Origin of the sequence: Motilimonas pumila (assembly GCF_003596335.1) — a bacterium.
In the GTDB taxonomy this organism is placed as follows: Bacteria; Pseudomonadota; Gammaproteobacteria; order Enterobacterales; family CBDFNC01; genus Motilimonas; species Motilimonas pumila.
This window is the reverse complement of sequence record NZ_QZCH01000028.1, coordinates 13,534-37,723: the sequence shown is the minus strand read 5'-3', so window position 1 is coordinate 37,723 and position 24,190 is coordinate 13,534. Positions and strand designations below refer to the sequence as shown.

Sequence of the window (24,190 nt, the reverse complement as noted above, 5' to 3'; positions counted from 1 at the left end):
TCTCTTTTTGCTTAAATACGGGAGCGAAAGCCACTGACTAGGGCGTTAGCTCAAAAACGGTTTGCGAGCCAAATTTTTTACGAAATACGTCATAGTTATTGGCAAGGGTGCGTCGCATATGAAAAGGCGCGTGATTTAATACGTAACGCATGTAACGGGTGGACGCCGCTTTGGCGCTGTCACGATAAATGTCAACGTATGCCCAGTCTGTCGTTGGGTCACTGGCAACAAACATAAACGTCTTTTCGCCCTGGCAATGCTGCGGAGGAATTTGCTTGGCCAACACTTGCACCACAGCTTGTTTATTATCTGTGCTGAGTTGTAAAGCATCCGCGAGGGTATGTTGGTTGATTGAAAAGTGTTGACAATCGTGTTCGTCTTGGCCGATGTGTAACTCATCGAAACGACCCGTTGCTAATGGCTCTGGCGACTGGGCATCAAGTTGCGATACACCATGGCGTTTGAGGCAACGAGCCAGTGCCGAACGCGACATTTGTGGGTGAATGTGCGTACGGGTCACACTTAACAGTTTGTTTAAACTGAAATGTAAAATGATTTTTAATTGAACCACCACATATTCTTGCTCAGGGCATAATGTGGTATTAAGTCTTACGGGCTTGGTGGAAACGTCTTCAACATTGTCGCGTTTTTTCCACTTTCGCACTGTGGACTCGCTGATGTTGAGAATTTTAGCTAACTTGGCAACCGGTAAATCAGACTGTTGAATAAATTCACGCATCTCTAAAGTCGTGGTAGCATTAGCATGGCGTTTATGAGTCATGTATTGATCTCACACAAAGATGCGGTACGAATTGATGTTTTTGATACATTTAGTTCTTTTTTACTAGTAAAAGTCTGATAAATTGCCACCAAAATACAGGCAAGAATTAAATCGAGGCTAGGATACCTGAGTCTCTATTTCGATACAACGTGCCGGAACAGCAAGCAGTGCCTAATATAGCTAATTCCGAGAGGTGTATGTAACTATCGTGCAAAAACATGATCTAGATCTATCAAATGTCGCAGTGATTTATACTGATATCAACATGCTGACAGAACTTTCTTTTACTTCTTTAAGTAAACATTGGTCTACACCAGAAGAAATAGAGCTGTTAAGTCAAAGCCAGAACGAAGAAAAGAACCTTTCTCGCATTTATGCGCGTATTCTTATTCGTCAAGCTTTGTTTAAATTGGCCCCTCACATTGAGCCCGTCGATTGGATCATCGAGCATAATGACGCGGGACAGCCAACGTTAAGCTGCAGTCACTACAATTTTGTCGACAAAATAATGCCTCACATCAGCATTTCGTATAGCTATCCTTATGTGGCCGTAGCGCTACATAACGAACCTTTGGGTTTGGACTTGGAAAAGCACGACTTAAGCCTGAATTACCTCACCATAGTTAAAAACTACTTTGGGCCGGGTGAAGAAGCAGATATTCAAACGTTAGAAAAACAGCACCGTCGTCACTACTTTTACCGTTTATGGACGTTAAAAGAAGCCACTGGCAAGCTATTAGGCACAGGCCTTAGGATTAAACTGGAAGACATTCGAATTGACCAAGATTACCAAGAGTTGCTCACGGACTATGGTAATGGCCAAATTCGTGTCAATCGCACCACGGTCAGCCAGCAATCTCACCCAGACTCGCTAGGTCGTCAATTGGCGTCAACCAAAAACATCCAAGATGTTTACGGCCAATGGTTTTCGGTTGAACCGGGATTACACATGGCGTTGTCACAACAAACGGCCACGCCCTTGACCATAGAACAAGCCATTTTATAATGCCGAAATGGCTTTATCTTACCCATAAAGCCATACTCAAAGCTGTCAACTTGCATTTTTACTAGGATGGCTAGCGCGCTGTCTTGCTGTTTTTAGCCGCGCTTATTGGCCTAACAATGCCAATACATCCGCTGGAAGTGGGCACAGCTGTTTGTCTTTGTTCATCGACACCATTTCTATTTCAGCTTTCACTGCCGCCTTGCTCGCACCTGGGCGCCAAACTTCTTGCAACCACACGCTTCGGTATGGGCCATCAAAATAAAACTGAGTGCGTATATCTACCACATCGGCAAACTCGACCCCTTCAAAGCAACCCATATCGGCCCGATAAACGGCAAAGCCAATTCCCTGCTCTTGCCACAGTTGTTGCAACTTTTGCGCGCCTATCACATGCTCCCTGGCCCGTTCAAAGTACTTGAGGAAGTTTGGGTGATACACCACCCCAGAGAAATCAGTATCTTCATAATAGATTTGCACGGGAAAGTGAAATGTTTGACTCAAGTTTGTCTGCGCAGACATAAGCATACTCATGGCGAAATAAGAAAAAGCTGTTATATATTACATGGCCTTATTACATCAATCTTTACCGCGTAATATGTCCAATAGATGTCGGTAAATGGTGAAAATATCAACAAACAGCCAAAGAATGAAGCAACAGGTAGAAAATTCATTGAGTAGTTATTGCATCTTAAATTTTTTCTTGTTCCAATGAGCCATTTTTTTACGACCCTAGATCTTATAAGGCTAAAATCAGTCAATGAATTACAGCAACGTCTTCGTTAATAGTATCGCCTATGAATTAGCGCCTATACCGGTCACCAGTGCCAGTTTAGAAGCGCGGCTAGCGCCCTTATACGAAAAATTTCGTATCCCAAGTGGCCAATTGGCAGCATTAACAGGCATTGAAGAGCGTCGCTGGTGGCCAAACAACACCTTAGTCAGTGATGGGGCCATTGCCGCAGCTAAAAAAACCCTCGCCGAAACACAGGTGGATACTAAAGACATTGGCGCGGTGGTGTACACTGGCGTATGTCGTGATCAGCATGAGCCAGCCACCGCATGTCGCATAGCGGCTGAGCTGGGCATTAAGCAACAAGCCAGTATCTACGACATTAGCAACGCCTGCTTGGGTGTTTTGTCAGGTATGTTAGATATTGCCAACCGGATACAATTGGGTCAGATTAAAGCAGGTTTAGTGGTGTCGTGTGAGTCAGCCAGAGACATTGTTGACACCACGATCCAAAAGATGACCACGAACCCTAGCATGCAAAATTTTGCATCTTGCTTGGCAACTTTGACCGGCGGCTCAGGCGCGGTAGCCGTGCTGCTCACGGACGGCAGCTTGCCCCTTGCCAACCAACGTGCGCACAAACTCGAATGCGCCGCGACATTAGCCGCACCAGAGCATTATGATTTATGTTACTGGGGATTAGAAGAAATCAGCAAAGGCACCTTTAAAGAAACCATGCGTACTGACGCGGTTTCCTTGCTAAAACATGGCGTGGCATTGGCTCAACAAACTTGGGGCCAACTGCTGCAAACCAGTGGATGGCAAGCACAGCAAGTGGACAAAGTGATTTGTCACCAGGTTGGCTCCGCCAATCGCAAAAATGTGCTTGAAGCGTTATCGATTCCGGCCATAAAAGAATACCCTAGCTACCAAAAGCTGGGTAATATGGGCACGGTTTCTCTACCCGCAACTGCCGCGATGGCGCACGAACAAGGCTTTCTAAAGCCGGGTGACAAAGTCGGATTTTTAGGTATTGGCAGCGGTCTAAATTGCATGATGTTGGGATTAACTTGGTAATGAAAACAGCAGCAGAGTATTCTCCTTATAAACCGAATTACCTGACCATAAATGGCCATCAATATCATTATATTAATGAAGGTGAAGGCGATCCTGTCGTCATGGTGCACGGTAACCCCAGCTGGAGCTTTTACTACCGCAACTTGGTAGCGCAATTAAAAGCCGACCATCAAACCATAGTGCCAGATCATATCGGCATGGGTTTGTCAGATAAGCCCAGCGATAAGCATTACAACTACACCTTAGAGCAACGCATAGACGATTTATCGGCCTTGCTTAAACACTTAGGTATTAACAAAAACATCACCTTAGTGGTGCACGATTGGGGTGGCATGATAGGCATGGGGTACGCGGCGCGCCACCCTCAGCAAATCAAGCAAATTGTGGCCCTTAATACTGCGGCGTTCCATTTGCCTAACAGCAAGCGTTTACCCAAACGCTTGTGGCTTGGCCGCAATACTTTTGTCGGCGAATGCATGATCCGTGGCATCAACGCCTTCAGTAGCTTAGCGTCTCATATTGGCGTCAAACGCAAACCGATGGACGCAGAAATTCGCCAGGCTTATGTGGCGCCATACAATAATTGGAAAAACCGAATTGCCACCGTGCGATTTGTACAAGACATTCCATTAAAACCGGGCGATAAGGCTTACCCAATTGTCTCTAGCATAGAGTCAAGCTTACAGCAGTTTAAAAACATCCCGGTATTTCTTGGTTGGGGCATGTTGGACTTTGTATTTGATCAACATTTCTTACACCGTTGGCAAGCGCATTTTCCACAAGCACAGGTCCATAAGTACCCAGACTGTGGCCATTACGTGTTAGAAGACGCGCAAGAAGAATTAGTGCCCCTTATTTGTAAGTTTATTCGGCAACACCCGTGATGCGTGATCCGCAAAATATAGCCAATCACCTCGCCCATATGGCCAAAGCGCAGCCGAGCGCTTTGGCAGTTGCCATCCAACATCACCTCGGTTTTAGCCGACAAGCCTCCTTTACCGAATTAAGTTTTAGTCAGCTCGATCAAGAGTGTGATCATGCCTGCTGGGCATTGCAAGGGTTTGGCATTAAGGCCACGGATAAAGTGGTATTAATGGTCACCCCAAGCGTCGACTTTTTTGCCCTTACCTTCGCCCTGTTTCGCTTAGGTGCGGTGCCAATTTTTGTCGACCCAGGCATGGGCATTAATAACCTCAAGCAATGTTTTGAAGAAGCCAAGCCCGATCATTTTATTGGCATTAGTAAAGCCCATATTGCCAGGGTATTATTTGGCTGGGGTAAAACGTCGATAAAAAGTCACTTAGCTGTGGCCAAACATAGCTGGTTAACCACCTTTGCAGGCATTAAACGAACATACCCCAATCAAGGCAGCTTTGTGGCGCCCGCTCATGAAGCCAATGCCATGGCCGCGATCCTGTTCACCAGTGGCAGCACAGGTACACCAAAAGGCGTGGTCTACAGTCATGAAATGTTTAATGCACAAATTGCCGCCTTGCGAGACGATTACGGTATTCGCCCGGGTGAGCGCGATTTAGCAACATTTCCATTGTTTGCGTTATTTGGGCCCGCGCTTGGCATGGCGTCCATTATCCCAGACATGGATGCCAGTAAACCCATCACGGCGAACCCTGATTATATCAAGCACGCCATTGATCATTACCAATGTTCTAATTTATTTGCTAACCCGGCGTTACTGAATATTTTAGGCCAAGCAGGTAACACGCAACATTGGCAGCTCAAGAGTATCAAACGGGTTATCTCTGCCGGCGCGCCCGCAACGCCTGAATCCATTGAATTATTTCAATCTATGCTCATGCCCAAGGTTGAAATCTGGACCTCGTACGGCGCGACCGAGTCACTGCCAATCAGCAAAATAGGCAGTCATGAGCTGCTCCGTGATACGCAGCAACACACTCGAGAAGGTGGTGGTATTTGTGTCGGTTATCCTATCGCCGATGTCACCATCGACATCATTGCGATTACGGATGAGCCTATCGCTCTGCTTAGCCAAGCCCAGCTGTTAAAGGAAGGCCAAATTGGTGAAATCATTGTCAAAGGCGCTGTGGTCTCTCGTCAGTATTACCATCGTGATAACGCAACGTTAAGTTCAAAAATTGACGACGATATACAAGGTGGCCACTACCATCGCATGGGTGATTTAGGCTATCTTGATGATGCCGGAAAATTGTGGATGTGCGGACGAAAATCTCACCGCGTAAGCTTACCAAGCGGCGACCTATTTACCCTTTGCTGCGAACGTATTTTTAATGAGCACACCAAGGTGAGTCGCACTGCGTTGGTAGAAGTCAGCGTTGGCCAAACAGCCCAAGCGGCCCTTTGTATTGAAGCCAATACTCCGCTCGATACGCAACAAAAAGCGCAGGTCATTGCTGAATTACAACAACTGGCGGCTCAGCAAGCGCACACCAAGCAAATACAACACTTTTTTTTCCACCGCGCTTTTCCGGTAGACGTCAGGCATAACGCCAAAATTTTTCGAGAGAAACTCAGCGTCTGGGCCCAACAAGAATTAGAGAAACAATGATGCAACAAGTCATGATCACTGGAGCAAGGGGCTTCCTTGGATTGAGCCTGGTGCGTTTATTGCGCCAACACAATATAGCAGTCAACGCGCTAGTGCGTGGTCCACACCCTGAGTTATCTCGCTTAGGCGTGAACGTGATTATTGGCAACCTAGCCGACAAAGTCGCGATATCCACAGCCATGGAGAATTGCGATACGGTTTTCCACGTAGCCTCCAAAGCCGGCGTATGGGGCGATGAACAAGAGTACATCGACACTAATGTTACCGGTAATCAAAATATCATTGATGCTTGCCAAAGCTTAGGGATCAAGCATTTGGTCTATACCAGTACGCCAAGTGTAATATTTTCTGGCAAAGATGAAGATGGCGTTGATGAATCAACGCCTTATTGCAGCCACCCCCTGAATGCTTACACCCGCACCAAGATTATTGCCGAGCGCGCTGTCTTAGCGGCAAATAGCCCACAACTTAAAACCTGCGCCATTCGACCACACCTCATTTGGGGACCGGGCGACCCCCACCTGATCCCCCGAGTGATCGCCAAAGCAAAAGCAGGCAAGCTGGCGCTAGTGGGTAAAGAAGATAAGCTAGTAGACACTGTGTACGTGGAAAACGCCGCGCTCGCCCACTTTTTGGCAGCACAAGAATTACACCAAGATGGCAAGTGCGCGGGCAAAGCCTACTTCATCAGTAATGATGAGCCTATTACCATGGCCGCAATGCTCAACCACATTTTAGCGGCGGCGCAGCTACCCGCCGTCAGTAAACGTGTGCCCGCCTCTTTGGCATATGGCATTGGCGCAGCGCTCGAGACCGTTTATCGTTTTGCATCATTGCAGCAAGAGCCTGCCATGACACGCTTTGTTGCGAAGCAATTATCAACCAGTCACTGGTTTGACATTAGCGCGGCGAAGCGCGATTTTGGCTATCATGCGCCTATTACCATTGCCCAAGGTATGGCGCAGTTAAAGCAGTCTTTTAATCAGTCCTGATCGCTGTGCATGTTAAGACTGACACAAAAAAGCCTGAGTTTAACTCAGGCTTTTTTGTGTCAGCAAATACTGATTGAGCGTCATTATTAGTAATGACGCTCAATCTCAAACACAAATTGTTTGGCGATCAGCTCGCCTTGCACCGGTTGAATTTCAAGGGCTAAATTCCAGCGCATTCGCTCAGTAACACAAGCGCCAACCATGGCTTCGGCGAGATACTGTTGGTTGTTTTCTAACTTGTTAAATTTAACCGGAATTTTTCCCATAAACATATCATGGCCAGTGATGTTAGCCGATTTCAACTGCGCGCCTTCTGGTAAAGTTAACGTCAAGTTAAAAGGTGTTTCTGCTAACACCTCATTGCCAGCTTGTAACTGAGCGCTAATATCGCCGGCGGCATCATGGATCACGCATCCTTTGGCAAAGTCGCACAAAGCAACCTCAGGCATTGGCTCAGAGTTAGATTCTGGCTGATCAGATACCGGCTCTCCTTGGTAGGTGCGGTAGATAAATGCAGCACCTAAAATCGTTAAAACAAATAAAATCTGTAAAATACGCTTTAGTTCTAATTTCATTTCATTTTTCTCAATAACCCTATTTTGAGTAGGTTTTATACAATTGCTCAAACTTTTGGCGTTTAAGTTAACAAAATTCTTGGCATATAAGAATTTAGCCCCGAGTCTGACTGTTATTGTAACGTGAACTGGAGTAGAATTCGCACCGAATATTTACGTCTTACATTCCAATCCAGATTGGGTAGCCAATGTAAATTGATGTAAATGTTTGCTAATTGTTCTGTGAGCCCTTTCACAAATTAACAATGGACAGCAGCGGAAGCAAAAATAATGACGAGCCAAATAGAAACTCAACCCGATTACAACTATGCAGTTGTACGCCAATTTACCGTGATGACTATCATCTGGGGTATTGTTGGTATGGGTGTTGGTGTATTAATTGCGGCCCAGTTAATCTGGCCAGCTTTAAACTTCGACACTCCCTGGCTAACTTATAGCCGTTTACGCCCTCTTCACACTAATGCCGTAATTTTTGCCTTCGGTACGTGTGCTTTGATGGCAACCTCCTTTTACGTTGTTCAACGTACCTGTCAAACAAAACTGTTTGGTGGTCCTCTGGCACAAGTTGTGTTCTGGGGCTGGCAATTAGTCATTCTATCGGCAGCGATCACTCTCCCACTGGGTTATACCACTTCTAAAGAGTATGCCGAGCTAGAGTGGCCAATCGATATTTTGATTGCCGTGGTATGGGTGATTTACGCCATTGTCTTTTTTGGCACAATCGTAAAACGTAAGACATCGCATATTTATGTAGCTAACTGGTTCTTCGGTGGCTTCATTATCACTGTTGCGGTTCTTCATATAGTTAACAGCGCTGCGGTGCCTGTTGCCATGATGAAGTCCTATTCAGTCTATGCCGGTGCTGTCGATGCGATGGTGCAATGGTGGTATGGCCACAACGCCGTAGGTTTCCTACTGACTGCAGGTTTCTTGGGTATGATGTATTACTTCGTACCAAAGCAAGCGGGTCGTCCGGTTTATTCTTACCGTTTGTCTATCGTTCACTTTTGGGCGTTAACATCGGTTTATATCTGGGCCGGTCCTCATCACCTTCACTACACAGCTTTGCCTGATTGGGCACAGTCGCTGGGTATGGTGATGTCATTGATTCTATTCGCACCTTCTTGGGGTGGCATGATCAATGGTATTATGACGCTGTCTGGTGCATGGCATAAACTTCGCTATGACCCTATTCTTCGTTTCTTAATTGTTTCTTTGTCGTTCTACGGTATGTCTACTTTCGAAGGCCCGATGATGGCAATTAAAACGGTTAACGCCTTATCACACTACACTGACTGGACCGTAGGTCACGTTCACTCTGGTGCCCTAGGTTGGGTTGCCATGGTTTCTATCGGTGCGGTTTACCACTTGATCCCTAACCTATTTGGCCAAGGTGCGATGTACAGTACTCGCCTTATCAATGTGCATTTCTGGTTAGCGACTGTGGGCACAGTACTTTACATTGTCGCAATGTGGATTTCAGGTGTTATGCAAGGTCTAATGTGGCGCGCGGTTAACTCTGACGGCACCTTGACTTACAGCTTTGTAGAGTCACTACAAGCTTCATACCCGTTCTACTTTGTACGTTTCTTAGGTGGTGCGATCTTCCTAACCGGTATGCTTATCATGGCATACAACGCTTATAAGACCATAGTTGCACCAAAAGGCTCGCTGCAGCCAGAAGTGCAAGAAGCATAAGGAATCGCGATAATGAAACATGAAAAGGTAGAAAAGAATATTGGCCTGCTTGCGATCCTTGTAGTGGTTGCAATCAGCTTCGGTGGTCTAGCGGAAATTACCCCGCTTCTGTTCCAAAAAGAAACCACTGAGCCAATCGAAGGTTTACGCCCTTACACGGCGTTAGAAATGGAAGGTCGTGATATTTATATCCGTGAAGGTTGTAGCGTTTGTCACAGCCAGATGATCCGTCCATTTAGAAGTGAGACTGAGCGTTACGGCCACTACTCAGTAGCCGGTGAGCACGTATGGGAGCATCCGTTCCTGTGGGGCTCTAAGCGAACAGGTCCGGATCTGGCACGTGTCGGTCAACGTTATTCTGATGACTGGCACCGCGCGCACTTAATCGATCCTCGTTCTGTTGTTCCTGAGTCAAACATGCCTGGTTTCCCATGGCTTGAGACGACGGAACTGGACGGCAAGTTAACGGCTAAAAAGCTGTCTACTTTCCGTGACTATTTCAACGTACCGTACAGTGATGAAGACATCGCTGGCGCTGAAGCTGCAGTGGCAGGCAAAACCGAAATGGATGCCCTCATTGCTTACCTTCAATCGTTAGGTCATGCACTTAAATAAGGGGTTTTAATATGGATTACGGCACTTTCAGTGGCCTTTACACAGGTTTTTTAATTGTAATCTTTATTGGAATTATTGCCTGGGCATACAGCAGCAAGCGCAAAGCGTCTTTTGAGCAAGCTGCTAATCTCGTGTTCGCAGATGACGAACAAGCCCTCAAAGCAAGTGCAGAAGACAAGAACGCAGGAGCGAAATAATGAGCACTTTTTGGAGCGTATGGATCACCGTAATTACGTTAATCGTAATTTTTGGGTGTGCCATTCTTTTGTACTGGTGTGCAAAAGATAAAATGGGTGTTGAAGAAGGTAAGTCCATGGGACATAGCTTCGACGGCATCGAAGAGTTAAATACCGATTTGCCTAAATGGTGGGTAGGCTTATTTGCCTTTACCATCGTTGGCTCTTTGATTTATGTACTGTTGTTTCCATCGTTTGGTGGCTTCGGCAATGGTCTATTAGGTTGGACCAGTGCCGATTACGATATCACTTCTAAAGCTGAATCGGTCGAGCGTGCAAAAGAGTCTAACTCTCAGTACCAACGTGAAGTAAACGCAGCGGAAGAGAAGTACGGTGAAGTATTTAAAGCCCTCGCCTACGGCGACGACGGTAAATACTTGCCTATCGAAGAAATCTCTCATAACCCTGAAGCGGTAAAAGTAGGCCAACGCTTATTCTTACAAAACTGTGCCCAGTGTCATGGCTCAGACGCGAAAGGTGCCACCGGCTTCCCTAACCTAACCGATAACGATTGGCTATATGGCGGCAGCGGCGACAAGATCAAAGAAACGCTAATGGAAGGTCGCGTAGGGCTGATGCCTGTTCGTGGTCTACTGAGCGAAGAGCAGCTGGCTGGCGAAGGCATGCAAAACTTGGTGTCTTATGTTTTGAGCCTCAGCGGTCGTAAAGTCAACGCGATTGAAGCGCAAAAAGGCAAAGAGCTTTTTGGTGCTTGTATGGCCTGTCACGGTGTTGACGGTAAAGGTAACCAAGCATTGGGTGCACCTAATCTGACTGACAACATCTGGTTATACGGCGGCTCACGTAAAGCGGTTGAAGCCACTCTGCGTCACGGCCGTAATGGTGTAATGCCAGCATGGAAAGACATCTTAGGCGAAGATAAAATACAAATTATCTCTGCTTACGTTTACTCCTTGTCGAACGAAAAAGAATAGTATTATATTCTGATAAAAAGCCCCGATTTTTCGGGGCTTTTTTTTGCCTTTTTGTTACACTGCGCACTGCAATTTTAAGGAGTGTGCAAGTGAAAAATAAATGGTTCCACCAAAGCCCTGTTTGGCTAATCATCTTATTACCTTTAGCCGCTGTGATTGCCGGCATCACCACTGTCATCATCGCTCATGACAACAAAGTCGACCTGGTAGCGGAAGACTATTACAAAACCGGTAAAGCAATTAATGCTGACTTATCTAAGCTCCAAACCGCACTCGACGCTAACATCACCCTCAATGTTTCTCTTGAAAATGATCAAGGTGAAGTTTCATTTGCCTCTGGTGGAGACAATCACCAAGGCGCGCTTAAATTCAATTTGTACCACCCGACTCTGGCCAAGCAAGACATTGCCCTGATGCTGAGTGCCGACTCCAATGGGGTATACCGTTTTGATCTGCCACAGCCTATCCAAGGTAAATGGAGCGTGCGGGTTGAACCTTTTGACGGTAGCTGGCGCGTGCAAGAAGACATAGAATTTCCGGCACAAAAGGCATTACTAGATGGCAAGCAGTAAACGCGCTTGTTTTCATTGTGGTGAAGCGGTTCCCGCCAATAGTCAATTCCAAGTTGACATTGACGGTGCGCCTCGCCAGATGTGTTGCCCGGGTTGTGAAGCCGTTGCTCAGACGATTGTCGACAGCGGCCTCACATCTTATTATCAGCACCGCACAGAAACCGCCAGTCGGTTTGATAATTTAGTCCCCGAAGCACTGCAACAGCTTGACCTGTACGATGTGGCAGAAGTAGAAAACGATTTTGTACAACAAGACAAACAGCACAAACAGGTATTGCTTTCTATTGACGGTATCACTTGCGCCGCGTGTGCTTGGTTAATCGAAAAACAACTGCGTACCCTGCCCGGCCTCGATTTTATCAACGTCAACACTACCTTACACCGCGCCACTGTGCGCTGGCACGGCGAGCAGCTTAAACTCAGCGAAATCCTCGCAAACATTGCCAAGGTCGGTTATCAAGCGCACCCGTTTGAGCCTGACGAACAAGAAAAAATATACAAACAGCAAGTCAAAGCTTACATGCGTAGAATTGGTTTGGCTGGTATCGCCACCATGCAAGTGATGATGTTTGCTGTAGCCCTTTACGCAGACTTATTCACCGGCATGGAAGAAGAGTTTCGCCAGTATTTCCGCTGGGTAAGCTTATTATTGGCGACGCCTGTATTGCTGTACAGTGCGCAGCCGTTTTACTTCAACGCCCTTCGCAATATTCGAAATCGCACCTTAGGCATGGACATTCCTGTGTCTATCGCCCTGTTAGGCGCGTTTATCGCCTCCACTTACGCCACCATCATGGGCACAGGTGAAGTATATTTTGAGTCTATCTCAATGTTTACCTTCTTCTTGTTATTGGGTCGAATGCTTGAGCTTAGAGCTCGGCGAAAAGCAGCTGAAAGCGGCAATAACCTGGCTAAACTGATGCCGAAAATGGCATGGCTGGTTGACAATGAACAAGTCACTCATGTCCCTGCGAAGCAGTTACAAGCAGGCCAAGTTATTCTTGTGAAACCGGGAGAAACCCTGCCTGCAGATGGCCATATCATTGAAGGTAAGTCCAGCTTTGAAGAGTCGATGCTCACCGGCGAACACATGCCTTTGCTCAAGACGGTTGCAGACACGGTTTTTGCTGGCACCATCAATATTGATAGTCCAGTGAAAGTGGCGTTGGATAAAGTGGGCCAACACACCTTAATTTCAGACATCATGCGCTTACAAGACTCTGCCCAAGCCGACAAACCAAAAATTGAGATTGTGGCAGATCACATCTCGCGTTATTTTGTGGGCGTTTTGTTAATCGTATCAGTGGTCACCTACGTCAGTTGGTATGTCATTGCCCCTGAACACGCTTTTTGGGTTACTTTATCTGTGCTTGTGGCAACCTGTCCTTGCGCCCTTTCTTTAGCTACGCCTACTGCGCTGACCTGCGCGACTGCGCACCTTAATCGCATGGGCGTTTTGGTACGAAAGGGGCACGTGTTAGAAACCCTCGCCAAAGTTGATCACTTTTTATTTGATAAAACCGGCACCCTGACCCGCGGTGAATTTCAAGTGGTTAATACTAACGCTTATGAAGGCTGGCAAACCGCACAAGTATTAAGCCTTGCCAGCGCGCTAGAGCAACACTCAGAACACCCTATTAGCTTAGCCTTTAAGCCCTATTTAGACGCCAGCCAAACGGTCACGGGTGTGAACAACCACCCCGGTGAAGGCATTGAAGGGCAATATCAAAACCAACGCCTTACGCTTGGCACTGCCGCATTTTGCAAACATAACCCCGGTCCGATACAAAGCGATAATTTAGTGGTGTATATGTGCTTGCAAGGCAAGCTTATTGCGGAGTTTGAGTTAGCCGATAAAATTCGCGAAGACGCACAGGCCAGTTTACAAACGCTACACGATGCAGGCATAGAAACCAGTCTACTAACCGGTGACAGCTCAGCTCAAGGCAACATAGTGGCGACTCAACTTGGCCTGCATCATGTTCACACCGGATTAACACCGGCGCAAAAGCAGCAACAAGTGCAAGGCTTGCAACAACAAGGTCAGTTAACCTTAATGGTGGGTGATGGCATCAATGATGCCCCCGTGCTTTCTCAAGCCCATGTCTCTGTCGCGATTGGCAGTGGCAGTGATATCGCAAAGAACTCTGCCGATGTAATTTTACTCGGTGAACGGCTGAACAAGCTGCAACAAACCCGTGATTTAGCCATTAAAACCAAACGCATTATTTGGCAAAACTTAGCCTGGTCTTTGGGGTATAATATTTCGATTGTGCCTTTGGCAGCAACGGGCCACGTGCCGCCTTATATCGCGGTGTTGGGTATGTCACTGAGCTCAGTTATTGTCGTCAGTAATTCTTTGAGGCTATTAAAGTCATGAGCATTATTTATATCCTGATCCCTATTGCCATCATTTTTGTCACTGTTGCCGTGGTATTGTTTTTCTGGGCGGTAAAATCTGATCAATTTGAAGACTTAGACCGCGAAGGCGTCAACATTTTATTTGACGAAGACCAACCTAAGTCTGGCACCAAACCACAGATAAAATCTAAACCCTCATCTCATGTGGAGTGACTTTTTTGCAGCTGCGCTAATTGGCCTGCTAGGCGCCGGCCATTGTTTAATGATGTGCGGTGGCCTCGCCAGCGCACTGTCTTATAACGTTGCGCCAACTCAAGTAGGACAGTCTCCCCAACCTCCGAGTCGATTCAATACTTGGTTAAGCTTGATTTTGTATAACCTAGGCCGGGGGTTGAGCTATTGCCTGATAGGCTTACTTTTTGCGGCCACCACCAAAGAACTCAGCCAGTTTTTCGATGCCAAATTTGGCCTGCTTGTATTGCGATTGCTGGCGGCTTTGATGATGCTCATGCTGGCTTTGTATATTAGCCGCCTGTGGCAAGGTTTAACCATAGTAGAGCGCGCCGGGCAAAAAGTGTGGCGACACGTTCAGCCACTAGCAAAACAATTTATGCCGCTGCGCAGCCCTTGGCATGCATTACCTTTTGGTTTGCTTTGGGGTTGGTTGCCTTGTGGTTTGGTCTACTCTACTTTAGCTTGGGCCGCGGTCAGTGGTAGCGCTTTTAACGGTTTAGTCATTATGGCGGGTTTTGCTGTCGGTACCTTTCCAGCCATGATCAGTTTAGGCGTTGCGACGCAAACCTTAAAGCGCTGGTTAAATGCAGTGTATTTTCGCTATTTTGCCGGCTTATTGATTGCTTTATTCGCTTTTCACTCAATTTATCTTGTTTTTCTACAAATCTAAACTACCTATATTGTACCCATAAATGTTACAATCTTGACCTAAGTCAAGAATAGAAATAGTGCTTATGAAGTCGGAAAACCCTTCCCTAAAACGTGTGCAATCTGGCGGTTGTGAAATCCATTGTCAGGATTGCAGTATTAGCCAATTATGTATCCCGGTCAGCTTAAATGAAACTGAGTTGGATCAGCTTGATAGCATCATTGAGCGTAAAAAACCGATCCAAAAAGGCGAAGAGTTATTCAAGGCTGGCGAGGAGCTAAAAGCGCTCTATGCTATTCGCTCTGGTACCGTAAAGTCTTACACTATTACTGAGCAGGGTGATGAGCAAATTACAGGTTTCCACCTGGCGGGTGACTTAGTCGGTTTTGACGGCATTAACACCGGCGAACACCCTAGTTTTGCACAAGCATTAGAAACCTCGATGATTTGTGAAATTCCTTACGATGTCCTGGATGATCTCTCCGGTCAAATGCCGAAACTGCGTCAACAAATCATGCGCATGATGAGCAACGAAATCGTGGGTGACCAGGAAATGATATTATTGCTGTCGAAGAAGAACGCCGAGGAACGCTTAGGTGCATTCATTTACAGCTTGTCACAACGCTTCTCAGAGCGCGGGTTTTCGCCTAGAGAGTTCCGTTTGTCGATGACACGTGGCGACATAGGTAACTACTTAGGGCTAACAGTTGAAACGATCAGCCGCTTGTTGGGTCGTTTCCAAAAAAGTGACATGATTGCGGTAAAAGGCAAATACATTACCATTAAAGATCATGACAAACTGGCAGAAGTTGCTGGCGCAGTAAAACCAGAATAATGCTCTAAATATTGATAATACTTCAATAAATTGATCTAACTCCCCCACGTAATTGGCATTTTGAACTAGATTATAACTAGTCCTACAAAACGCCAAGTTGGGGGAATCATGATTAAATACCGCAATATCTTAGTGGTCATCGACCCTACCAAAGAACAACAACACGCCCTGTCTCGCGCCGCATTTATCGCGCAACACGAAGATGTATGTAAACTTAAACTGTTTCTGTCTATTTATGACTTTTCATTTGAAATGACCACCATGTTGTCGGCCGACGAACGTGAGGCCATGCGCGCCAGCGTAATAGAACAACAACAAGAATGGCTCAATGAATTGGCCACCCCTTATCGTCAAAAAGGGCTCAACATTGAAGTTAAAGTAATTTGGCACAATCGCCCGTTTGAAAGCGTCATTCAAGAAACCTTAGACTTTGGCCACGATCTTGTCGTCAAAGGCACCCACGCCCATCCGAAATTACAGTCGGTCATATTTACCCCAACAGACTGGCATTTGCTGCGTAAATGCCCCGAGCCACTGCTTTTAGTTAAAGATCACGCGTGGCCAGAAGGCGGCAATATCGTTGCCGCTATCCATGCGACCGCAGAAGACGATGAGCACCTGGCACTCAATGATAAAATTACCCAAGAAAGTGTCGACATCGCGGCCATGATTGGCGCCAGTGTTCATCTTGTCAATGCGTTTCCAAGTACCCCGGTTAACATTGCTGTTGAGCTACCGGACTTCAACCCCGTTGAATACAACGATGCGATCAAAGAACGTCATATTAAAATGACCATTGAGCATGGCGAGCAACATGGTATTGCTGAAAACCAACTTCATGTAAAAGAAGGTTTAGCGGAAGAAGTTATCCCTCAATTGGCCGCCGAATTAGAGGCTAAATTAGTGGTGCTTGGTACCATAGGGCGAACCGGTATCAGTGCAGCGTTAATTGGCAACACGGCGGAACACGTGATTGATATGCTTGATTGCGACTTGTTAGCACTTAAACCTTTAGATTACGTCTCGCCCCTCGCGCAACCCTAGTTCCTCGTCTTCCCTTAGATTAACGCCGTCGCTTAGCTTCGGCGTTTTTTGCTGCCATTCAGCCCTTGCCTGATAACGCGTCGCGGTTATAATACCGCGACCCATTTTGACGAGATTACAGCATGAGCCAATCCCCCGAGGCGAAAGCCAAATACAACCAAAACAAACTGTTTAAACGCCTTCGCCGTGAAACAGGTAAAGCCATTGCTGATTTCAACATGATTGAACACGGCGATAAAATCATGGTGTGCTTATCTGGCGGTAAAGACAGTTTCGCCATGTTAGACATTTTATTGCATTTACAAGCGCATGCGCCGATTGATTTTTCGTTGGTTGCGGTCAACCTGGACCAAAAGCAGCCAGGTTTTCCAGAGCACGTATTACCTGAGTACCTCAAAGCGCTGGGTGTTGACTATGAAATCGTCGAAGAAGACACCTACTCTATCGTGATGGATAAGATCCCAGAAGGTAAAACCACCTGCTCTTTATGCTCACGCTTACGTCGCGGTATTTTATACTCTACGGCGACCCGGCTAGGTGCAACCAAAATTGCGTTGGGCCACCACCGTGATGACATTTTAGAAACCTTACTGCTTAATATGTTTCATGGCGGTAAGCTTAAATCGATGCCACCTAAACTGGTCAGCGATGATGGCCAACACGTCGTGATCCGTCCTTTGGCATATTGTAAAGAAGCGGACATTGAACACTTCGCAGAGATAAAGCAATTTCCCATCATTCCGTGCAACTTATGCGGAAGCCAAGAAAACCTGCAGCGTAAAATGATCAAAGAAATGCTACAAGGCTGGGAAAAGCGTTACCCGGGGCGTATCGAAAGCATGTTCCGCAGCGTGCAGAACATTGTGCCGTCTCATTTAATGGATCATGAATTGTTTGACTTTAAGTCTGTTAGCAAAGAAAGCGGCGTGATTGCCGGTGGCGATACCGCGTTTGACCATGAAGACGTAGCCGATGAGCAAGAGCAGCGCCGTCTGGCACAACACCAGCCCAGTGAGGCCGTGGTACAAGTAGTAGAGCTCAGTTAATCGTTAACGTAGGCTAACCGCCCGCGTTAAACTACCTTACATGAAGAACAAAAAAGCGAAGTGGTGCACTGCGCTTTTTTTATAACTATGGCTAATAAGTTTATTGCGCTGCTAACCAAGGCTTAATGGTCTTAATATCCGCGTCAAAACTGACATTTTGCTCCGCCATTAATGCAATTTCGGCGCTGCTCAAGGTTAATCGTCCGGCTTGTAATCGGTCGATAAACTCTTGCGGCAAGTCGCGAATACCTTGCTTATCAAATTCAATATTTAGGCCCAAATACTCAGGAATAAACATCCTTCCCCAAAAGCCCGCATTGCTGTTGATCAGGGTGTGCATTTCAGTGTTGATGTCCATCAACAAACTCGTATTGAGGCGACCTTCGGATACGGGTCTGGCAAGGGTTTGAATAGACAAGCGACAATCAGACACTTGATCAAAAGTCATAATAAAATCGGCTTTATCTTGTTTCAATTTTGGCGACAATGGCATTAAAATCTCGCCGCTTTTTGCCTGCAATACCGCCACTTGCTCTTTATTCGTCAGTAACTGGCCTTGTTGGTAAAAGCAAGCCTGCTCACTGTCGGCTTGAAACAAGTAAAACGCCGTGTAGACCAAGCTAAGTTGCTCTTTCTCGATGGCAGCAAGACGCTTATAAAATTCGCTGTATTTAAGTTTAGACTCAGCAGCAAAGGCGCTACTGCTGACAAGTAAACATAAACCAATCACTACTTTATGCACTGAACTGCCCCTTATCTTGATCATCGTCATCACTTGAATTTGATGTGCCTGGCTTATCGCTATCTTGGTTAACCTCAACCCGTAAGCGAATACCACAGACTTCACGGTAAATAACCGCCTGTAAGGTAAATGCGAAAGGTGCGGCAAAAGCGATGCCGACTAAAGTGACGATACCAAACAACATGGCAAAATTGATAATGGCGTGCAAAATAAATAACTGACCAATATTTTTATGGGCCAGTTTAGCCGCCAGTGGCAAAGCCTGAAACACAGGGATCTTACGCTCCAACATCAATGGCATGGTAAAGGCAAACACGGCGCTTATATATATAGACGGAATGTACACTAAACTGCCTAAACTCACCCCGGTGATCATGTCTTGATTCATTATCAAACCGGATAACAAATTCGGCACAATAAAAGCGGTTGCCAAAGGTAGCGTCAGTTTATAAAAATCAAATACCATGGTGGCTTTGCTTTTTAAGCCTACAACATGGTTAATAGCCATCATGGTAAAGCCAGCCGTCAGTGGCGGCAGTGCAAACAAACCAATCAATAGCGCAACCACCATCATCGGCTTAGTAAAAATGACGGGGTTACCTTCTTCGTCAAGCTGCTCCGGCATAAAGCCCATGCTCTCGGCGAATGAGATAGCTAAACTGCTCACTAGCATCATCAAGCCTAGCGCAGCAATCCCTGCCAGTAACATGACACCGAGGTTTTTTACTGTGAGTTGCAATGACTCAGACAACACCTTCTTCAGGTCTAAACGAAACCCTTGCTCTAATGATTTTTGTAAATTGCCGCCGACTTCGATTTGAGGGAGCTTTTGCGGTTGGTTCATAATGCACTCATCTATCCGTTAGTGGGTGCATTTTAAGAGCTATGGCCAAGATGTTAAAGCAAAATGATGAATTAGTTTGCCAATAACTCTGCCACTAAAGCAGGCACCAATTCCCCCGCGGAGCCTTGGCGTATTTCTTTAAACTGGTGACTGATTTCACTGGCTTGCAAATTCACTTCAATGGTGTGAGCTCCATTGCTAGCGGCTTCTTGTACAAAGCCAGCTGCGGGATAAACGCTGCCCGAAGTGCCAATAGAAATAAACAAATCGGTTTGCGATAGTTGATGATAAATGCGGTCTAAATACAGCGGCATTTCGCCAAACCACACCACATGAGGCCTCAAAGGCTCAGGAAACTGACAACAATTACATAAATCGGCTGCGCTCACGTCCTCACGCCAATCTAACGTTTGCTGCGTATGCGGACAGCGCACTTTTAGTAATTCACCGTGCATGTGAATGATGTCGCTCACTCCAGCGCGCTCGTGTAAATCATCAATGTTTTGCGTCACAATCGTGACATTGCCAGTGAAATGTTGGCTTAAGTTCGCCAGTGCTTCATGGGCAGGATTAGGCTGAATATAAGGTTGTTGCAACTGATGGCGGCGGTGGTTGTAAAACTCATGCACCAATTTAGGATCGCGCTGATAGCCCTCGGGCGTGGCGACATCTTCAATGTTGTGATTTTCCCACAGACCATCATCGGCACGAAAAGTGCGAATGCCAGACTCGGCTGAGATGCCGGCGCCAGTGAGAATAACGATATTTTGGTAAGCTTTGCTCTGCATCGGGATACTGATTTATTTGTGCTTATAATGAAGCAAAAATAGCAAGGTTAAAAAAATATTAATATGCCACTATGGTCGAACTGTGAGGCGGGTTAAGGTTTCTTATTGAGGCGACAGTTTAGGTCGAATTAAACCTTCTAACTGATTGATTAAAAATAAAAAACCGCCATTAAGGCGGTTTTTATTATTTCTTCTCTAGGCCATCTTCAACCCGGGTTTTCAGTTTTTGACCAGGTCTGAAAGTGACAACCCTACGCGCGCTGATAGGAATATCTTCGCCCGTTTTCGGGTTACGTCCTGGACGTTCATTTTTGTCTCTAAGGTCAAAGTTGCCAAAGCCTGAGAGCTTAACTTGCTCCCCAGCTTCTAACGACTTCTTGATCTCTTCGAAAAATGATTCGACCATTTCTTTCGACTCTCGTTTACTCAAACCAACATCGGTAAACAGGCGTTCTGCAATCTCGGCTTTTGTAAGCGCCATAGATCAATCCCTCAAGGATGCGTTGAACTCTGATTTAACCGCCGAAACAATGTTGTCTACCGCATCGGCGATCTCTTTATCTTCCAGAGTACGATCGGTATCTTGAAGTACCAAATTAATGGCGAGGCTCTTAGACCCTTCAACGACACCTTGACCCTGGTATACATCGAACAAGTTTACGCCAACTATCTGATTTCCGCCAATTTTTTGGATAAATTTGATAATTTTCCCAGATTCTATGGCTTCATCTACCACTAAAGCTATATCTCTGCTGTTGGCAGGATACTTAGATATAGTTTTAGCCGCAGGTAGTTGACGACTAACAACTTTATCTAACTCTAGTTCAAAAACTAAGGTTCTACCATTCAAACCTAATTTTTTCTCAAACTGCGGGTGGATTGCACCAATCACGCCTACATACTCATCGTTACGATAAATCGCAGCAGACTGCCCCGGGTGCAGCGCACTGTGTTCAGTGGCTTCAAAACGGAAACTATCTACGTCAACCGTGACCGCCAGCAATGACTCTAAATCACCCTTTAGGTCAAAGAAATCAACGTTACGATTGCTTAAGTCCCAATGCTCTTCGCTGACTTTACCCGTGATAACACCTGCAAACATGGCTTGCTGGCGCACGCCGTTTTCTGCATCTTGATCAGGAATAAAGCGCAGCCCCGTTTCAAATAAACGTACACGGTTTTGCTGACGGTTTAAGTTGTATGACACCGCATCTAACAAACCTGTCCATAAGCTCACGCGCATCGCCGACATGTCTTTTGAGATAGGGTTTGGCAGAATTAACGCCTCCGCTTGTGGGAATAATAGGGCTTGCCTATCAGGATCCACAAAGCTGTAAGTAATGGCTTCTTGGTAGTCCAAGTCCACTAACACATTACGTAAACGTGACAGTGGCAATTGTGATTCTTGGTGCTCCCCCATCGAAAGGCTGCCCACAGGTGCCACGTTAGGGATGTTGTTATAACCAAATACGCGCGCGACTTCTTCAATCAGATCTTCTTCGATCGCCATATCAAAGCGGTAAGTTGGCGTAGTGACTAACCAGTCGTCCGCTTGTTTTTCGACGCTGAAACCAAGGCGAGCTAGGATCTCATCTACCGTTGCGGTTTCAATATGAATGCCAATGATTTTATCAAGCTTACTGCGGCGTAATAAAATAGTGGCAGGTTGAGGCAGGTGCTGCGGCGCTTCCGCCACAGTAACAGGGCCAGCTTGACCACCACAAATGTCGACCAATAGCGCGGTTGCTCGCTCCATTGCTGTCGCTTGTAATTCAGGGTCAACGCCGCGCTCATAGCGATGCGAGGCATCTGTGTGTAACCCATAAGCACGAGCTCGGCCCGTAATTGCCAGCGGCGCAAAAAATGCACTTTCTAGAAATACGTCTTGCGTGGCGCTGGTTACACCTGAGCCTTCACCACCGAAAATACCGGCCATGGCTAACGCCTTCGCTTCATCTGCGATGACTAATGTATCACTGTTTAATTTAACTTCGTTACCATCTAGTAGCGTCAATGGTTCATCTTGCTTGGCTAAACGCACTTTCACGCCGCCAGCAATTTTAGATAAATCAAACGCGTGCATGGGATGGCCAAGTTCTAATAGAACGTAGTTAGTAATATCCACCACAGCATCGATGCTGCGAACGCCACAGCGGCGCAGTTTCTCAACCATCCACAATGGAGTGGATGCGCTCACATCTACACCCTTCACTACTCGGCCAAGATATTTTGGACACGCTTCTGCGTCGATAAGCTCGATGCTGAGCTCGTCATTAATACTTGGCGCCACAGTGACAATGTTTGGTTCAGTCACGTCAAGGTTGTTTAATACACCAACTTCACGGGCTAAACCTTTAATGCCTAAACAGTCCGCACGGTTTGGCGTAAGGTCAACGTCAATGGTGACGTCATTAAGGGCAAGGTAATCACGGATATCGCTGCCAATTGGCGCGTCTTGAGGCAACTCAATGATGCCATCAGCAGATTCCGCCATGCCAAGTTCAGACTCAGAACACAACATACCAAACGAAGGTTGACCACGTAATTTGGCCTTTTTGATTTTAAAATCGCCCGGTAATACCGCGCCCACCATGGCCACTGCCACTTTTAGGCCTTGGCGACAGTTCGCCGCGCCACAAACGATGTCGATTAATTCTTCGGCGCCAACATCAATTTTGGTGACTTGTAATTTATCGGCTTCTGGGTGCTTACCACATTCCACTACATGGCCCACAACCACTTTAGAAAAGTCTTTAGCTACTGGCTCTACGTCATCAACTTCTAAGCCGGCCATGGTAATTTGTTCGGCCAGCGCAGCAGTATCAATGTTAGGGTTGACCCACTCTCTTAACCAGGATTCACTGAATTTCATGCTTGTCCTTTATTCTTATTTAAACTGTTTCAGGAAACGTAGGTCATTCTCAAAGAATGAACGCAGGTCGTTCACGCCATAACGCAACATGGTTAAGCGCTCAACGCCAATACCAAAAGCAAAGCCTGAGTAGACTTCTGGGTCGATGCCCACCGACTTCAATACATTCGGGTGCACCATGCCACAGCCTAAAATCTCTAACCAACCATTTTTGCCCAATACGTCAACCTCTGCAGACGGCTCGGTGAACGGGAAATAAGAAGGACGGAAGCGAATTTCTAAATCTTCTTCGAAGAAATTCTTTAAGAAATCGTGCAAGATGCCTTTTAATTCAGTAAAGCTGACCTTTTCTGCCACCAACAAACCTTCCACTTGATGGAACATTGGCGTATGCGTTTGGTCATAATCATTACGGTAAACGCGTCCAGGAGAGATGATACGAAACGGCGGTTTCTCTACTTCCATGGTGCGAATTTGCACTCCGGAAGTTTGCGTTCTCAACACCAATTTCGGGTTGAAGTAGAAAGTATCATGATCTGCGCGCGCAGGGTGATGAGCAGGAATGTTTAAGGCGTCAAAGTTGTGGTAGTCGTCTTCCACTTCAGGGCCAGACTTTACTTCAAAACCAAGCTCACCGAAAAACTCAGTGATACGCTCGATGGTACGCGTTACTGGGTGAATGCCGCCCGGTAAGTTATTGCGCCCCGGAAGCGTCACGTCGATTTTTTCTGCGGCCAATTGTTGGTTCAACGCAGCAAGTTCCATCACTTGTTTACGCTCACCCAAGTGCTTTTGAATCGCTTGTTTGGCTTGGTTAATGGCTTGACCTGCGGCCGGCTTTTCTTCCTTTGGCAAAGAGCCAAGCTGTTTCATTTGCTCGGTCATTACGCCTTTTTTGCCTAAGTATTCGACCCGTATTTGGTCAAGCTCGGCGGCATCGTTTGCTGCATCAATGGCTGTTTTAGCCTTTGCAATCAGTTCTTCAAGGTGTTGCATCAGTTCCTATTCACCCT

At 46.4% G+C, this 24,190-nt stretch carries 25 protein-coding genes; 16 read left to right on the top strand and 9 right to left on the bottom strand.

What is annotated here, in order from left to right:
• Positions 1-37 precede the first annotated feature (37 nt).
• On the bottom strand, positions 38-781 hold the full coding sequence (locus tag D1Z90_RS17110) for a phage terminase small subunit-related protein (protein ID WP_119912013.1): 744 nt from the start codon (positions 779-781) through the stop codon (positions 38-40).
• Between the two features lie 208 nt (positions 782-989).
• Here D1Z90_RS17110 and D1Z90_RS17105 point away from each other — a divergent pair, with 208 nt between their 5' ends.
• A complete protein-coding gene (locus D1Z90_RS17105) occupies positions 990-1,787 on the top strand; it encodes a 4'-phosphopantetheinyl transferase family protein (protein ID WP_147378790.1) in 798 nt (265 codons plus the stop codon).
• A gap of 102 nt (positions 1,788-1,889) precedes the next feature.
• Here D1Z90_RS17105 and D1Z90_RS17100 read toward each other — a convergent pair whose 3' ends face one another.
• Positions 1,890-2,306, bottom strand: a complete 417-nt coding sequence (locus tag D1Z90_RS17100; RefSeq protein ID WP_119912019.1) for a thioesterase family protein — start codon at positions 2,304-2,306, stop codon at positions 1,890-1,892.
• A gap of 238 nt (positions 2,307-2,544) precedes the next feature.
• Between D1Z90_RS17100 and D1Z90_RS17095 the strand changes: the two genes are divergently transcribed.
• The 4 genes from D1Z90_RS17095 to D1Z90_RS17080 are packed head-to-tail and all read left to right on the top strand — an operon-like array spanning position 2,545 to position 7,131.
• The gene (locus D1Z90_RS17095) at positions 2,545-3,594 is read left to right on the top strand and encodes a 3-oxoacyl-ACP synthase III (protein ID WP_119912011.1); all 1,050 of its coding nucleotides are present in this window, start codon (positions 2,545-2,547) and stop codon (positions 3,592-3,594) included.
• Positions 3,594-4,478 (top strand): alpha/beta fold hydrolase, encoded by an 885-nt coding sequence (locus D1Z90_RS17090; RefSeq protein ID WP_119912010.1) that lies wholly within the window; start codon positions 3,594-3,596, stop codon positions 4,476-4,478. Before D1Z90_RS17095 ends, D1Z90_RS17090 begins: the two co-directional genes overlap by 1 nt.
• On the top strand, positions 4,478-6,139 hold the full coding sequence (locus D1Z90_RS17085) for a fatty acid CoA ligase family protein (protein WP_119912009.1): 1,662 nt from the start codon (positions 4,478-4,480) through the stop codon (positions 6,137-6,139). Before D1Z90_RS17090 ends, D1Z90_RS17085 begins: the two co-directional genes overlap by 1 nt.
• Positions 6,136-7,131 carry an NAD-dependent epimerase/dehydratase family protein gene (locus D1Z90_RS17080; protein ID WP_119912008.1) on the top strand — a complete coding sequence of 332 codons (996 nt, stop codon included), beginning with the start codon at positions 6,136-6,138 and terminating at the stop codon, positions 7,129-7,131. Before D1Z90_RS17085 ends, D1Z90_RS17080 begins: the two co-directional genes overlap by 4 nt.
• An 86-nt stretch (positions 7,132-7,217) precedes the next feature.
• Here D1Z90_RS17080 and D1Z90_RS17075 read toward each other — a convergent pair whose 3' ends face one another.
• Entirely contained in the window at positions 7,218-7,706 is a 489-nt protein-coding gene (locus tag D1Z90_RS17075; RefSeq protein ID WP_119912007.1) for a hypothetical protein, read from the bottom strand.
• 270 nt (positions 7,707-7,976) lie between these two features.
• On the opposite strand from D1Z90_RS17075, the gene ccoN reads away from it, so the two are divergent.
• The 11 genes from ccoN to ttcA all read left to right on the top strand — a co-directional run bounded on the left by ccoN (position 7,977) and on the right by ttcA (position 17,931).
• Positions 7,977-9,404 carry a cytochrome-c oxidase, cbb3-type subunit I gene (ccoN, locus tag D1Z90_RS17070; protein WP_119912006.1) on the top strand — a complete coding sequence of 476 codons (1,428 nt, stop codon included), beginning with the start codon at positions 7,977-7,979 and terminating at the stop codon, positions 9,402-9,404.
• 12 nt (positions 9,405-9,416) lie between these two features.
• Entirely contained in the window at positions 9,417-10,019 is a 603-nt protein-coding gene (ccoO, locus tag D1Z90_RS17065) for a cytochrome-c oxidase, cbb3-type subunit II (protein ID WP_119912005.1), read from the top strand.
• A gap of 11 nt (positions 10,020-10,030) precedes the next feature.
• Complete coding sequence (locus D1Z90_RS17060; protein WP_119912004.1) at positions 10,031-10,216, top strand: cbb3-type cytochrome oxidase subunit 3; 186 nt, start codon at positions 10,031-10,033, stop codon at positions 10,214-10,216.
• Positions 10,216-11,190 carry a cytochrome-c oxidase, cbb3-type subunit III gene (gene ccoP / locus D1Z90_RS17055; protein ID WP_119912003.1) on the top strand — a complete coding sequence of 325 codons (975 nt, stop codon included), beginning with the start codon at positions 10,216-10,218 and terminating at the stop codon, positions 11,188-11,190. The genes D1Z90_RS17060 and ccoP overlap by 1 nt, the downstream gene beginning before the upstream one ends.
• Before the next feature lie 89 nt (positions 11,191-11,279).
• Positions 11,280-11,762, top strand: a complete 483-nt coding sequence (locus D1Z90_RS17050; RefSeq protein WP_158587176.1) for a FixH family protein — start codon at positions 11,280-11,282, stop codon at positions 11,760-11,762.
• Positions 11,749-14,142 (top strand): heavy metal translocating P-type ATPase, encoded by a 2,394-nt coding sequence (locus D1Z90_RS17045; RefSeq protein WP_119912001.1) that lies wholly within the window; start codon positions 11,749-11,751, stop codon positions 14,140-14,142. The genes D1Z90_RS17050 and D1Z90_RS17045 overlap by 14 nt, the downstream gene beginning before the upstream one ends.
• On the top strand, positions 14,139-14,336 hold the full coding sequence (gene ccoS / locus D1Z90_RS17040; RefSeq protein WP_119912000.1) for a cbb3-type cytochrome oxidase assembly protein CcoS: 198 nt from the start codon (positions 14,139-14,141) through the stop codon (positions 14,334-14,336). Before D1Z90_RS17045 ends, ccoS begins: the two co-directional genes overlap by 4 nt.
• On the top strand, positions 14,326-15,027 hold the full coding sequence (locus D1Z90_RS17035; protein WP_119911999.1) for a sulfite exporter TauE/SafE family protein: 702 nt from the start codon (positions 14,326-14,328) through the stop codon (positions 15,025-15,027). Before ccoS ends, D1Z90_RS17035 begins: the two co-directional genes overlap by 11 nt.
• Before the next feature lie 64 nt (positions 15,028-15,091).
• A complete protein-coding gene (gene fnr / locus D1Z90_RS17030; RefSeq protein WP_119911998.1) occupies positions 15,092-15,841 on the top strand; it encodes a fumarate/nitrate reduction transcriptional regulator Fnr in 750 nt (249 codons plus the stop codon).
• A gap of 108 nt (positions 15,842-15,949) precedes the next feature.
• Entirely contained in the window at positions 15,950-16,885 is a 936-nt protein-coding gene (gene uspE, locus D1Z90_RS17025; RefSeq protein WP_119911997.1) for a universal stress protein UspE, read from the top strand.
• Between the two features lie 122 nt (positions 16,886-17,007).
• Entirely contained in the window at positions 17,008-17,931 is a 924-nt protein-coding gene (ttcA, locus tag D1Z90_RS17020) for a tRNA 2-thiocytidine(32) synthetase TtcA (RefSeq protein ID WP_119911996.1), read from the top strand.
• A 100-nt stretch (positions 17,932-18,031) separates the two neighbouring features.
• Here the strand turns inward: ttcA and D1Z90_RS17015 are convergent, their stop codons facing one another.
• From D1Z90_RS17015 to pheS, 6 genes are all read right to left on the bottom strand, one after another.
• Positions 18,032-18,673 (bottom strand): DUF2987 domain-containing protein, encoded by a 642-nt coding sequence (locus D1Z90_RS17015; protein ID WP_158587175.1) that lies wholly within the window; start codon positions 18,671-18,673, stop codon positions 18,032-18,034.
• Positions 18,666-19,517: a hypothetical protein gene (locus D1Z90_RS17010; RefSeq protein WP_119911994.1), complete on the bottom strand. Its 852-nt coding sequence runs from the start codon at positions 19,515-19,517 to the stop codon at positions 18,666-18,668. The genes D1Z90_RS17015 and D1Z90_RS17010 overlap by 8 nt, the downstream gene beginning before the upstream one ends.
• Positions 19,518-19,588: 71 nt before the next feature.
• The gene (cobB, locus tag D1Z90_RS17005) at positions 19,589-20,305 is read right to left on the bottom strand and encodes a Sir2 family NAD+-dependent deacetylase (protein WP_119911993.1); all 717 of its coding nucleotides are present in this window, start codon (positions 20,303-20,305) and stop codon (positions 19,589-19,591) included.
• A 184-nt stretch (positions 20,306-20,489) separates the two neighbouring features.
• Entirely contained in the window at positions 20,490-20,786 is a 297-nt protein-coding gene (ihfA, locus tag D1Z90_RS17000) for an integration host factor subunit alpha (protein ID WP_119911992.1), read from the bottom strand.
• Positions 20,787-20,789: 3 nt separating this feature from the next.
• The gene (gene pheT / locus D1Z90_RS16995) at positions 20,790-23,177 is read right to left on the bottom strand and encodes a phenylalanine--tRNA ligase subunit beta (protein ID WP_119911991.1); all 2,388 of its coding nucleotides are present in this window, start codon (positions 23,175-23,177) and stop codon (positions 20,790-20,792) included.
• 15 nt (positions 23,178-23,192) lie between these two features.
• Entirely contained in the window at positions 23,193-24,173 is a 981-nt protein-coding gene (gene pheS, locus D1Z90_RS16990) for a phenylalanine--tRNA ligase subunit alpha (RefSeq protein WP_119911990.1), read from the bottom strand.
• Between the last annotated feature and the right edge of the window lie 17 nt (positions 24,174-24,190).